This is a genomic window from Georgenia phoenicis, assembly GCF_047302425.1.
Classification (GTDB): Bacteria; Actinomycetota; Actinomycetes; order Actinomycetales; family Actinomycetaceae; genus Oceanitalea.
In genome coordinates this window covers 3,624,065-3,636,375 of record NZ_CP154855.1, presented here as the reverse complement: position 1 = coordinate 3,636,375, position 12,311 = coordinate 3,624,065, and the positions used below count along the sequence as shown (strand labels likewise).

General features: G+C 66.9%; 15 protein-coding genes and 1 pseudogene. 14 read left to right on the top strand and 2 right to left on the bottom strand.

Going from position 1 to position 12,311, the window contains the following annotated elements:
* Nucleotides 1–3: 3 nt before the first annotated feature.
* Nucleotides 4–603 (bottom strand): recombinase family protein, encoded by a 600-nt coding sequence (locus AA0005_RS17195; protein WP_413451305.1) that lies wholly within the window; start codon nt 601–603, stop codon nt 4–6.
* A gap of 812 nt (nt 604–1,415) precedes the next feature.
* On the opposite strand from AA0005_RS17195, the gene AA0005_RS17190 reads away from it, so the two are divergent.
* The 11 genes and pseudogenes from AA0005_RS17190 to AA0005_RS17140 all read left to right on the top strand — a co-directional run bounded on the left by AA0005_RS17190 (nt 1,416) and on the right by AA0005_RS17140 (nt 9,871).
* On the top strand, nt 1,416–2,876 hold the full coding sequence (locus AA0005_RS17190) for a molybdopterin-dependent oxidoreductase (RefSeq protein WP_413453122.1): 1,461 nt from the start codon (nt 1,416–1,418) through the stop codon (nt 2,874–2,876).
* Nucleotides 2,877–2,891: 15 nt separating this feature from the next.
* Nucleotides 2,892–3,113, top strand: a complete 222-nt coding sequence (locus AA0005_RS17185; protein ID WP_345045675.1) for a hypothetical protein — start codon at nt 2,892–2,894, stop codon at nt 3,111–3,113.
* Between the two features lie 217 nt (nt 3,114–3,330).
* Nucleotides 3,331–4,014 carry a helix-turn-helix domain-containing protein gene (locus AA0005_RS17180; RefSeq protein ID WP_154796902.1) on the top strand — a complete coding sequence of 228 codons (684 nt, stop codon included), beginning with the start codon at nt 3,331–3,333 and terminating at the stop codon, nt 4,012–4,014.
* A 130-nt stretch (nt 4,015–4,144) separates the two neighbouring features.
* Nucleotides 4,145–4,384, top strand: coding sequence for a heavy-metal-associated domain-containing protein (locus tag AA0005_RS17175; RefSeq protein ID WP_154795784.1), 240 nt, complete (start codon nt 4,145–4,147; stop codon nt 4,382–4,384).
* A gap of 129 nt (nt 4,385–4,513) precedes the next feature.
* Nucleotides 4,514–4,654: pseudogene (locus AA0005_RS17170) on the top strand (hypothetical protein); the annotation flags it as partial.
* Between the two features lie 201 nt (nt 4,655–4,855).
* On the top strand, nt 4,856–5,275 hold the full coding sequence (locus AA0005_RS17165) for a hypothetical protein (RefSeq protein WP_413451304.1): 420 nt from the start codon (nt 4,856–4,858) through the stop codon (nt 5,273–5,275).
* 315 nt (nt 5,276–5,590) lie between these two features.
* Nucleotides 5,591–7,528: a heavy metal translocating P-type ATPase gene (locus AA0005_RS17160; protein ID WP_413451303.1), complete on the top strand. Its 1,938-nt coding sequence runs from the start codon at nt 5,591–5,593 to the stop codon at nt 7,526–7,528.
* Nucleotides 7,529–7,623: 95 nt separating this feature from the next.
* The gene (locus AA0005_RS17155) at nt 7,624–8,055 is read left to right on the top strand and encodes a cupin domain-containing protein (protein ID WP_154795780.1); all 432 of its coding nucleotides are present in this window, start codon (nt 7,624–7,626) and stop codon (nt 8,053–8,055) included.
* 87 nt (nt 8,056–8,142) lie between these two features.
* Nucleotides 8,143–9,057: an NADP-dependent oxidoreductase gene (locus tag AA0005_RS17150; RefSeq protein WP_413451302.1), complete on the top strand. Its 915-nt coding sequence runs from the start codon at nt 8,143–8,145 to the stop codon at nt 9,055–9,057.
* A gap of 227 nt (nt 9,058–9,284) precedes the next feature.
* Nucleotides 9,285–9,734, top strand: a complete 450-nt coding sequence (locus AA0005_RS17145) for a recombinase family protein (protein ID WP_413451301.1) — start codon at nt 9,285–9,287, stop codon at nt 9,732–9,734.
* Complete coding sequence (locus tag AA0005_RS17140) at nt 9,677–9,871, top strand: helix-turn-helix domain-containing protein (RefSeq protein ID WP_413451300.1); 195 nt, start codon at nt 9,677–9,679, stop codon at nt 9,869–9,871. The genes AA0005_RS17145 and AA0005_RS17140 overlap by 58 nt, the downstream gene beginning before the upstream one ends.
* Before the next feature lie 11 nt (nt 9,872–9,882).
* On the opposite strand, the gene AA0005_RS17135 is transcribed toward AA0005_RS17140, so the two are convergent.
* Entirely contained in the window at nt 9,883–10,461 is a 579-nt protein-coding gene (locus tag AA0005_RS17135) for a TetR/AcrR family transcriptional regulator (RefSeq protein WP_413451299.1), read from the bottom strand.
* A 101-nt stretch (nt 10,462–10,562) separates the two neighbouring features.
* Here AA0005_RS17135 and AA0005_RS17130 point away from each other — a divergent pair, with 101 nt between their 5' ends.
* The 3 genes from AA0005_RS17130 to AA0005_RS17120 all read left to right on the top strand — a co-directional run bounded on the left by AA0005_RS17130 (nt 10,563) and on the right by AA0005_RS17120 (nt 12,200).
* Nucleotides 10,563–10,793 (top strand): hypothetical protein, encoded by a 231-nt coding sequence (locus tag AA0005_RS17130; protein ID WP_413451298.1) that lies wholly within the window; start codon nt 10,563–10,565, stop codon nt 10,791–10,793.
* A 5-nt stretch (nt 10,794–10,798) separates the two neighbouring features.
* Nucleotides 10,799–11,344 (top strand): DUF2269 domain-containing protein, encoded by a 546-nt coding sequence (locus AA0005_RS17125; protein ID WP_413451297.1) that lies wholly within the window; start codon nt 10,799–10,801, stop codon nt 11,342–11,344.
* A gap of 127 nt (nt 11,345–11,471) precedes the next feature.
* Complete coding sequence (locus AA0005_RS17120; RefSeq protein ID WP_413451296.1) at nt 11,472–12,200, top strand: SOS response-associated peptidase; 729 nt, start codon at nt 11,472–11,474, stop codon at nt 12,198–12,200.
* The last annotated feature ends 111 nt before the right edge of the window (nt 12,201–12,311 follow it).

The following is a 12,311-nucleotide window of genomic DNA, read 5'->3' as shown; positions in this document are numbered from 1 at the left end:
GACCTACACAGCGCTTCTCGACTGCCGTGGATGCACCACTGGGGCGCTGTTGCGGTTCAGCACACGGTAGATGGTGGCGCGGCTGACGCCCAGCACCGCACCGATCTGCGCCACCGTCATCTCGTTCTGCTCATACATCCGCCTCGCCGCCTTGACCTGATCCGGCGACAGAGCGGGCGGTCGCCCGCCCTTGCGGCCACGAGCCCGGGCGGCGGCCAGTCCTGCGTGGGTGCGCTCACGGATCAGGTCCCGCTCGAACTCGGCCAGCGCGGCGAAGACATGGAACACCAGCCGTCCGCCGGAGGAGGTGGTGTCGATCGTCTCCTGCAGGGAGCGGAACCCCACGCCGCGCTCGGACAAGAGCTGCAGCTGGTCGATGAGATGCCGGATGGACCGCCCCAGCCGGTCCAGTCGCCACACGACCAGCGTGTCCCCCGGGCGCAGCTGGTCCATCAACTTCTCCAGCTCCGGTCGGTGGTCCAGGGAGCCCGAGATCGTGTCGACGAAGACCCGGTAGCACCCGGCTGCGGTGAGCGCATCGATCTGCAGCGCAGCGTCCTGATCGGTCGTCGACACACGCGCATAGCCCAGCAGATGCCCCATGGCCCTGACTGTAGCGATACTCATCCAGCATCGGAAGTATCGAGCCATAGAATCCGACACTGAGTTTCGTTACAAACGCCTCGGATCGAGAACCGCGAAGCGTCAAGCATCCTGAGGAGTGCGACGAGCCCTCGGCGTCGCTGTAGCGGAATCGTTCGTTTGCGTACAGCAGACAGCGAGTGGTGTGTCGTGGCTGCCAAGAGTGATCTGCGGCAATCAGAGCCGCACTATCAACGTGATTCAACCTTCAGGAGGTCGAGTGGAGTCTGTGTGCATTTGCCCGGACATCCGGGAGGGTGTCCAGGAGGGGATAGAAGTGCGGCCTCGCTGAGGACTCTGGCCATGCAGACAGTGACGGCTGCCCGAGCGTTGGGTTGATGGGGCGCCAGTGCTCGGTGACGGCCTCGCGCCGCTGGATGCCACCGATCAACTCTCGTTTCGGGCCCCGCGCGCTGCTGGGCGGGCTTTTCACTACGTCACCGACTCCGGGGCCGACTGCGGCCAGGTCATCGCCCTGGTTGGCGACGCCGGGGACTTCACCGGCTGCCACCTGACTACGCCGCCCACATCGACGGCTACGTCTGACGCTCCCGCGCCAAGGCTCCCACCGCAGTTCACACGGTGGAAGGCCAGCACGGGATCCGGTGGCAGCGGGCCGGCATCGACGCAGCCCGCGGATGCCCGGGAGAGGTGGGCGGCTTAGTGTGACGCGGACAGGCGCGGCTACAGCCGGTGACGATCTATGGAGGCATTCTTTGGACCCGGATTTCCCGCTCTGGCTGCGGGCTACACACTTGCTCAACTTCGTCCTAATGGGGATTGTGCTGCGCAGCGGATGGGAGATTCTCGCCTCGCTGCCCCGCTTGTGGTGGCGCAATGACTGCAAGCCGGGCACTGAGTGGATCAAGTTCACTCGCCGGGAGCTGCCGAAGGAGGAGGGGGTTTACACCTCGCTCATGGACGAGCGCAGCGCCAGCCCGCTGCTGACCTTGCCCGGGAAGAAGAACATCGGCTTGGGGCGGCACTGGCACGGATTGGGGGTGACGCTGTGGTTGATCAACGGCCTCCTCTACGTGGCGCTGCTGTTCGGCACCGGTCTGTGGCGGCGGATCGTGCCGACCTCGTGGGATGTGTTCCCGGAGGCGTGGGAGTCCATGCGGATCTACCTCGGCTTCGGCGTGCCGTCGATCGAGCACTTCCAGCCCTACGACGCGCTGCAGATGCTCACCTACACCGGCGTCGTCTTCATCTTGGCGCCGTTGCTGATCTTGACCGGAATCGCCATGTCGCCGGCCGTCCGCTCCCGCTTCCCCTGGTACGTGAAGATGTGGGGCGGCCACCAGGGAGCGCGATCACTGCACTTCATCGGCATGGCGCTGATGAGCATTTTCATCGTGATGCACATCGGTCTGGTGTTCTTGGTCCACGCCGAGTACAACCTCCCGCACATGGTCTTTGGCGTGACCGACACCGCCCGCTACGCGCAGGCGTTCACGATTGCCATTGCCACGATCGTCGTCGTGATCGGCCTGTGGATCGGGCTCAGCTATCTCACGCTGGCCGACCGCGCACGCTCCCAGCGGGTTCTCGTCGCACTCACCGAGCCGATCCGCAAACTCACGCTGAACTGGATGAAGCCCCGCATGGGACGCCAGAGCACCTACACCGAGAAGGACCTCTCCGAGTACCACTGGACCAACGGGCTCCCGCCGACCGCGGACGAGTCCACGGAGTGGCTCGCGTACCGGGACGGCGACTTCCGGGACTGGCGCCTCGAGCTCGGTGGCGAACTGAGCGGTAAGACACTGCTGCTGAGCCTGGGGGACTTGCGTCAGCTCCCGAAGACGGAATACATCGCGGTCCACACCTGCATGCAGGGCTGGTCGGCCACCTCCAAATGGGCCGGCGTCCGGCTCCGTGACCTCCTCGAGGTCCTCGGACCGCGTCCGGAAGGTGCCAACTACGTGATGATCACCTCCCACGGCCTGGCCCAGGAGATGTGGGACCACCGGCCGCGGGAACCGTTCTACGCGGTGCTGGACCTCGACACGGTAGCCGAGGACGACACGATCCTGGCGTACGAGCGCAACGACCACCCGCTGGAGGTGCATCTGGGCGCGCCGCTGCGGCTGCGGGTGGAGTCGAACCATGGGTACAAGATGGTCAAGTGGATCAAGTCCATCGAGTGGATCACCGACTACGCCGCGTACGGTGACGGTCGTGGCGGCACCCGTGAGGACGGCGCGATGCAGGCGTTCAACGGCCGGATCTGACCAAGGGGGCAGGGCATGATCAGCACTATCTACACCGTCGTCGGCATGACCACAGCCGAGGATGCGCGGACCATCAAGGACAGCCTCTATCTCGTGGCAGGTATCGGTGCCGTCGCCACCGAGATCATTCCCGACGGCGACTCGCGCATCATCCTCAAGCACAAGGACAACGTCGAGCTGGACCGCTCGACTATCGAGGCAGCCGTGCAGGAGGCCGGCGACTACACGCTCGCCTGACCATTACGGCTACCAATAATGAGACGAAGCAAGTGCTCATTCGTCTCGGCGTATCTAGCATCACTTGCAGGAGGGAATCGTGAGCAGCGAACCAGGCTCCGCGGCATCGCAGGCTGCATCCTCGCCGGTCAACTTCGTTACCGGCGCACCTGGCCGACGGCGAGTCCCGCTGCGGACTACCTGCGCCCAGCCCCATCACTGTCCATTGCCGGTACGCATGAAGGTTCTCGGCCAGGTGCCGCTCTTCGCCGGTCTGTCCCACGAGGATCTTGTCGGTATCGACCACCGCATGGTCTCGCTGTCCTGGGCTGAGGACGACCCGCTCTACACAGCCGGCGACGTGGCCGAACATCTCTACGTCATGGCAGCTGGGCGCGCCAAGGTCTCCCGCCCGACCCCGAACGGCCAGGACGTCGTCGTCGATCTCCTGGCCCCTGGCGACCTCTTCGGAGGCATGCACACCCTGGGCCAGCCCACCTACCCCGAAACCGTTCGCGCCCTGACCACCACCTGCGCGTTACGCATCGACACACGCGCTTTCCGCGATGTCATGACGCAACACCCCGAGGTCGCCCTACGGGTGGTGGACGACGTCACCGCGCTGCTAGCGCAAGCGCGTGCGGACGTCACCGCGCAATCCACCGCCACCGTCGCCCAGCGGGTAGCGACCACGCTGCTGCGCCTGGCAGAGAAGTTCGGGCAGGACAGTGCCTCTGGTGGCACCTTGATCCAGCTACCGCTGTCTCGCACTGACCTGGCCGGCATGACCGGCTCGACACCGGAGTCCGTCTCCCGGGTAATGAGCCAGCTCCGCAAGGACGGCATCATCGACTCCGGACGCAGATGGACCGCCATCCTGGACGGCGACCGTCTGCTCGCCACCGTGGCCGCCAGTGCCTGAGGGGCGAGGACTCTCTCACGTCTGCTGCGGTTGATTGATGCACGTCATGGTTCGGTTCCTGGCCCGCTCGTAACGTCGTAGTCAGCACCCAAGAAGGGTGAGACCTCGTCAGAGAAGGAAGGGACACACCATGAGCACCACCGCTCCCACCACCACCCACACGACCCTGCGCGCCGAAGGCTTCTCCTGCCCCTCCTGCGTGGCGAAGATCGAGAAGCGGGTCGGGCGCCTGGACGGCGTCAGCGCCGTGAAGGTCCAGTTCGCCTCTGCGCGCATCGAGGTCGACCACGACCCGGCCAAGGCCAGCGTCGAGGACCTGATCGCCGCTGTGGGCAAGGCCGGGTACGTCGCCAAGCCTGCCGCGTTCTGACGCCCGCCGCGCCAAGGAGAAGGACAGTGAGCGTCATGGCACAGGCGGCGCACCTGCAGCTGCGCCTGGGTGAGCTGTTCTGCCCCTCGTGCGCCACCGACATCAACCGGCACCTGAAGCGGTCTTCCGGGTGTGCAGGCCGTGCACATCGATCTGCACTCGCACCGGGTTGACGTCGACTACGACCCCCGACGCTTGGACGTCGAGGACATCCTGGTGACCGTCGGCGGTGCCGGCGTTACCGCAAGCGTTATCTCGGAGGACAGGTAGGACCGCCTCCACTAGGGCGACCGAGGACGTCGAGGCGGTGCCCAGACCAAGCGCGAGCGCACTGCCCGGGCGTCATCCCGCCACCCATCAGGGCCGGACCGGGCCGCCGGGCCCGTCAATGATCAGGGGAAGCCCGCCCGCTGCATTCTCACGTGTGAACCGCTGGTAGACCCACGTCCCAAGAACTCAGGAGAGATTGCTATGAGCGTCAAGCTTCACCATGTCCCGCCGCGCCTGGCGAGCGGGGCCTTCATATTGAACACCGGAATCACTAAGCGGTCATTGGACGTCGACGGGGCAACGGGGTTGCGGGACCAGGCCGCCAACGCGTTCCCGTTCTTGAAGAAGATGGACCCGGTCCGCTTCGGGAAGGCGTTGTCGACCTTCGAGATCGCTCTGGGCACGGCGCTGCTAGCCCCGGTGGTACCCACCCGGGTGGCCGCGGCCGGCCTGAGTGGATTCTCGGCCGCATTGATGGCCGTGTACCTCAAGACGCCAGGATTCACCCGTGATGACGGAATCCGACCAGCGCCGGCTGGTATGGGGATCGCTCGGGACGTCTTCATGCTCGGTAGCGGTCTGGGCCTGATGGTGGAGGAACTGGCAACCAGGCGAACCTGACGGGGCCGTCCCGCCATGCGCGTGACACCCGGCCCCACGGGCCCCGCGGACTGGGGTGTGGTCATGGGCGCCCGCGGGCCGAGGCTACGTGGCTCGTCCGCCCGCATTCTGAGCCAGACCAGCTGAGCGTCACCGCCGATCAACTCGGCGGTGACGCTCTTCATTGTGCCAGCAGGCTGGAGCAGCCCCGGCGGCGGTGCACGGACGGGTGTGCGGTTGATTGACGCCGGTCATGGTTGCCCGGTGCCGATCTTCGTAACGTCGTTGTCAGCACCCCGAACTGGGGTTGGACAGCTATAGGAAGGTCGAACAGCCATGAACAAGCTGCAGCAGTGGTGGTACGGCAGGTGGGCGATCCCAGTGGTCTCCGGGGCGCTGATCCTCATCTCCTTCTTCGTGGCCCGCGGCCTCGGTTCCGATGCGTGGAGCAACGCCTTCATGGTGGCCGCCGCCGTGGTCGCGGGTACCCCGATCGTGACCAAGGCAGCCCGGGCGCTCATGGCCCGGGTCATCGGCATCGACCTGCTGGTCTCGGTAGCCGCGATCGGCGCGGTCATCATCGGGGAATACTGGGAGGCCGCCGCGGTGACCTTCCTCTTCGCCATCGGGCACGCCCTGGAGTCCGCAACGCTGAACAAGACCCGCTCGGCACTGGCCGAGCTGGTCGCCGTCGCCCCCGACGTCGCCGTCGTCATGCGCGACGGCGAACAGGTCGAAGTCCCCGCCGCCTCGGTGGCCATGGGCGAGATCGTCCTGGTCAAGAACGGCGCCAAGGTCCCCGTCGACGGCGAGGTCGTCGCCGGCACTGGCGCCCTGGACGAGGCCTCCATCACCGGGGAGTCCATCCCCGTGGAGAAGTCCAAGGGCGACCACGTCTTCGCCGGCACCGTCGCCAAGGGCGGGTTCCTCCAGGTGCTCGCCACCGGCATCGGCGCCGACACCACCCTGGCCCGCATCATCCACCGCGTGGAGGACGCCCAGGACGCCAAGGCCAAGACCGCCCAGTTCATGGACCGGTTCTCCGCCTGGTACACCCCGGCCATCATGGTCCTGGCCCTCGTGGTCGGACTCATCACCGGTGACGTCGTCCTCGGGCTGACCCTGCTGGTCATCGGCTGCCCCGGGGCGCTGGTCATCTCCATCCCCGTCTCCATCGTCGCCGGCATCGGCCGGGCCGCCAAGGATGGCATCCTCATCAAGGGCGGGGAGTACCTGGAGACCTCCGGCAAGATCACCGCCGTCGCGGTGGACAAGACCGGCACCTTGACCAAGGGCCGCCCCCACCTGACCGACGTCGTCGTCCTGGACCCGGCCCTGGACCGCAGTCAGGTGCTGACCTGGGCCGCCCGGGCGGAGGCCGGCTCCGAACACCCCCTCGCCCGTCCCATCCTGGACGCCGCAGCCGCGGAGGGGATGGCCACCCCGGGCCTGCCCGAGGTCACCGAGCCCGTGCCCGGCAAGGGCATCACCGCCACCACCGGCGGACGCCGGGTCCTCATCGGCAACCTGGCCCTGCTCGGGCAGTACGGCATCGCCGACACCGTCGGCGCCGGGCAAGTGGCTGATGAGCTCGCGGCCGCCGGGCGTACCGCGATGATCGTGACGCTCGACGAGACGGTGGCCGGTGTGGTCGCCGTCGCCGATGAGGTGCGCGCCGACGCCGCGGAAATGGTCACCCGCCTGCACGAGGCCGGGGTGAAGAAGGTGGTCATGCTCACCGGCGATGCCCCGCTCGTGGCGAACGCGGTGGGTGAGGCCACTGGCGTCGATGAGGTTCGCGCCGGCCTGCTGCCCGAGGACAAGCTCGACGCGGTCGCGGACCTGCAGCGTCAGGGTCACGTCGTGGCCATGGTCGGTGACGGCGTCAACGACGCCCCCGCTCTGGCCACCGCCAACATCGGCGTAGCCATGGGTGCGGCCGGCTCGGCCGTGGCCGTAGAGACCGCAGACATCGCCCTCATGGGCGACAACCTGCTCAAGCTCCCCGAAGCGATCGGCCTGGCCCGGCGCACCGTGAACAACATGCGCCAGAACATCACCATCGCCCTGATCACCGTGGCCGTGCTGTTGGCCGGAGTGCTGCTCGGAGGGGTGACCATGTCCATCGGGATGCTCGTCCACGAGGCCTCGGTCCTGGTCGTGATCGTCAACGCCATGCGCTTGCTGCGCCGCCACCAGGACAGCACCAGCACCACGGCGACACCTTCCGCGCCAGTTACCGCCGTACCGATCCCAGCCTCGGCCCGGTCCTGAACCACCACCTCGGCCAGAACAGCCCATCCGGCGTCCCGCCCAGGGTGGGTGCATCACCGCCGGGTAAGCCCGGCACAACCACAACAGGAGGATTCATGAGTAACGAAGAGCACTTCACCATCGAGGGCAACGTCGAGCACTTCACCATCGCGCGGGTCGCCCAGGACAATCCCGACTTCCGCCGGGTGCTGTGGACCGGGCAGCACGCCCAGATCGTCATCATGACGATCCCCGCCGGTGGCGAGATCGGTGAGGAGGTCCACGAGCACACCGACCAGATCCTGACCTTCGTCAGCGGGGCCGGTCAGGCCGACCTCAACGGCCATACCCACCCGATCGAGGCCGGTGACCAGTGCGCCGTCCCCGCCGGCGCCCGGCACAACTTCCGCAACACCGGTGACGAGCCGCTCGTGCTCTACACCATCTACTCCCCGCCCGAGCACGCGGCCGACGGCGCCTACCCCACCAAGGAAGAAGCCGACGCCGCCGAGGCCGCTGGCCAGGACGAACCTCCCACCGCCGCCTGACCGGCCATCCCCGCGCAGCGAACTCAGCGGCTGTTGGCCGCACCTGTCTCACCCGCTTCGAACACACAGCAGAAGGAGAAGAACCCCATGTCCAAGGTGTACGTATTCACCGACTTCGGCGGCCCCGAGACCCAGGCACTCATCGACCGTCCAGCGCCGCAGCCCGGCCCCGGTGAGCTCGCCGTCCGGGTCCGCGCCGCCGGTGTCAACCCCGTCGACTACAAGATCCGCACCGGCCGCTACCGTCGGGACCAGCCGTTGCCGGCCCCCATGGGTCAGGAGGTCTCCGGTGTCGTCACCGCCCTCGGTGAGGGAGTCGAGAGCTTCGCCGTGGGCGACGAGATCCTCGGCCCTGTGGTCCCGGACTACGGCGCCTTCGCCGAGGACACCCTCGTGCGCGCCACCGATGCCGTGGCAAAGCCTGAGGAGATCGCCTTCGCCGACGCGGCCACCATCCCCGTCGCCGGGGCCACCGCCTACGACGGCACCCACCAGATCGAGCTCGAGCCCGGTCAGCAGCTCCTCATCCTCGGGGCCGGCGGCGGTGTCGGACTCATGGCCGCCCAGATCGGCAAGGTCCACCAGTTCACCGTCATCGGCATCGCCTCGCAGGCCAAGCGCGAGATCGTTCAAGCCACCGGAGCAACGTTCGTCCCCTCCGGTGAGAACGTCGCCGACCGGGTGCGCCAGATCGCCCCCGAGGGGGTAGACCTGATCCTGGACCTCGTCGGTGGCGATGCCCTGCGTCAGGTCGCCGGACTCGTCACCGACCCGGCCAGGATCATCTCCGCCGCCGACCCCGACACCGTCACCGAGCTCGGCGGCAGTCCCCTGCAGCGCACCACCGAGGCACTGGAGAAGATCACCGGCGTCATCAAGTACAACCTCGTCGACCCCAACGTCTCGGCCCTCTACCCGCTGGAGGACGCGGGCGAGGCCATTGCTGCGGTCGAGAGCGGCCACGCCACCGGCAAGATCGTCATCCAGCCTCACAACGCCTGACGCGGGTTGACCGGTTGCGTATGTGAAGCACCTGGGCCGGGCCTGGTAGCACCGCGAGTACCTTCGTCATCGGCGTCAGTTGACCCGGCCGCCACACAACTCCGATAGAACCCCGCCATATAACGGCACAAGCCACACGTCGCGCCGCCGCCATTGCGTCCACAACGCATCTCAAAACCGTCCGTGCCGCTACGTGGTTCTGGGACCGTTTCTGAGACGCTTGGGTGGTGGCACGGAACCTCGTCGGCCTCGTGCGCGTGTCCACCAGCGCGCAGGACGCTCAACTCCAGCGTGACGCCCTCCAGTTGGCTGGCTGCATCAAGATCTTCGAGGAGAAGATCAGCAGCCGATCGAGCCATCGCCCAGGGCTGGCCGCCGCGCTGGACTACATGCGCGACGGCATCGACACGCTGGCGGTGTGGAAGCTCGATCGGCTGGGTCGCTCCACCAAGGACATCCTCACGGTCGCGGACGACCTCAGTGACCGGGGGGTCGGCCTGCGCGTGCTCACAGGAACCCTCGCCGGTAGCTACAGCCCGACGGGGGAGGGCAACTTCTTCTTCACCATGATGGCCGCCTTCGCCGAGCTCGAGCGTGACCTCATCCGCGAACGCACACCATGGCCGGCCTCGCGGCCGCCCGGGCACAGGGGCGGATCGGAGGTCGGCCCAGGGTGATGGGCCCCGACAAGCTCGCCGCCGCCCGGGCGCGCCGCGCGAACGGTGAGAGTCCGACCCAGATCGCCCGGGCGCTGGGTGTCTCGCGGGCCAGTGTCTACCGCTACCTGTCTCGTGATCGCACCGAGGAGGCGTGACTGGGAACATGTCAGCGCTCGGGGCGCAACCCGGCCAGCGTGACACTGACGAGTCGGTGGACCGCAGCCTCGGACGGCAGGCTGCTCGCCGCAGCTAGTGCGTGGAGGCAGTAGCTTCCAAGCTCCGCGGGGGCGACATCGCCGCGGACGCTGCCCTCCTTCGCGGCCTCGGTCAGCAAGTCTCGCAGCAGATTGCCGAGCTGCTGCTGCGCCTGGCCGACATGCTCACCGCGATGCAGCAGCACCCCGAGTCCTTCGGCGCCATGGTGCTCGCGATAGTAAGAGATGCGCGCGTAGGCCTCCAGCACCACCTCCAGTCGCTCGCCGGCCGAGCCGCCTTGGTCCCGGAGCGCGGTTAGCTGTTGAAGGTGACGGCTGACGTGACGTTCGTGGCTGGCGAGCAGGACCGCCTCGACGTCGGGGAAGTACTTGTACAGCGTCGCCCGTCCGATGCCGGTCCTCTCGGCGATTTGCGACATCGTCACCGACAGCACCCCGCGCTCGGTCACCAGCGCCCAGGTGGTCTCCAGAATCGCGTCACGCACCGCATGGCGGTGCGCCTCGACCGTCTCGTTCCACAGCTTCGGCATCAGGCAAGGATACAGATCGACGCGGCCAGTACGGAGTGTCTTACACTAGACACACTGTCTCGATGGAGTGGAAAACTGCTGCGCATGAAGAAGGGTTCCCCATGACTAACGTGCCCCCTGCCGGCGCGCAGCCGGAGCGCACGTCGAACGCCGGCATGCCCCGGTGGGTCAAAGTGTTCGGATCTATCGCGATCGTCGTTCTGCTCTTGCTTCTCGCACTTGCACTCCTGCTCCCCGGCGGCCACGGTCCCGGAATGCACGCACTCTCCGTCGTAGACGGTGAAACCACCACCCCGAACATCACCCAGGTCCTCGCACCGACCGACACCTGATCGCCATGGGACCCCGTCTGCGCAAACTCGTGCTCACTGCACATGTCACCACCACGGCGGGCTGGCTCGGCGCCGTCGTGGTGTTCCTCGTGCTCGCGGTCATCGGACTCACGAGCCAGGACGCGGAGGTGGTCCGTGCTGTCTACCTGGTGATGGAGCCGGCCGCCCGTCTGACCCTGGTGCCGCTGGTCCTTGCCTCACTGCTCACCGGGATCGTCCAGTCACTCGGAACCCCATGGGGCTTGTTCCGTCATTACTGGGTCCTGTTCAAGCTCGCGATCACCGTCGCGGCCACCATCGTGCTCTTCAACTACCTGCAGACATTCGGCGTGATGGCAGACGTCGCAGCAGGTGCGACGTTGACGGGTAGGGATCCCGGGACGCTACGGAACGCATCACCGCTGTTGCACGCCATCCTCGCCCTGGTGGTACTGCTCATGGCCATGGTCCTGGCCTTGTACAAGCCGCGCGGCATGACCCCATACGGGCAGTGGAAGCAGCACAAAGCAAGAACAGCCCAGGCCGAGAGGACCCGGCAACCTCGCCGCTAGCGGGCACGCGCGAGCGGTAGTCCACCCAGATCGCCCGGTTGCTCACGTCTCGCCGCCGAGTGTCTACCGCTACCTGTCGTCCGATCTGTCCGGCGAGAGACGACCGCAACAGGCAGACTCAGTGGTCATGTGTGGCCGCTACGCAAACGCCCGGCGCGATTCCGACCTGATCGACGCCTTCCACGTGGAGGACGTGCGCGATCCCAGGTTGGAGCCATCGTGGAACGTTGCGCCGATGCAGGACGTCCGGATCGTGCTCGAGCGGCTGACCAAGGACGAGCCAGAGGAGCCGGCGAGGCGACATCTGCGGACAGCTCGGTGGGGACTGGTGCCGTCATGGGCGAAAGACCCCGCCATCGGCTCCCGGCTGATCAACGCCCGCTCAGAGACCATCACCGAGAAGCCGTCGTTCAAGGCTGCCGCCGCCAAGCGGCGCTGCATTGTGCCGGCGGACGGGTACTACGAATGGCAGAAGCTCGACGAGACCGGCAAGAAGAAGCAGCCGTACTACCTGCACGCCCAGGACGAGGCTCCGCTTGCGTTCGCTGGCCTTTACGAGTGGTGGAAGGACCCTGAGCTACCAGACGACCACCCCGACAAGTGGCGATGCACCACCACGATCCTGACCGCCACCGCCTCCGACGCGCTCGGTCACGTGCACGACCGCTCCCCGGTCATCGTCCCGCCTGACATGCTCGCGGACTGGCTCAACCCCAGCATCACCGACCTCGTCGACATCCGCGAGATCGTCGCTGCCATGCCCGAGCCGCACCTGGTGCCGCGAGCGGTCGGCAAGGCAGTCGGCAACGTGCGGAACAACGGCCCACAGCTCATTGAGCCCCTCGAACCATCCTGACGGCGGTGGCCTACCGTCCGTTGTGAGCGGGACCGGAGTCACCGCCCTTATTTCACGAGCCCGTGTGGGAGCATCCTGGTTGCGATGGGATCCCCAAGCGGCGATGACCGC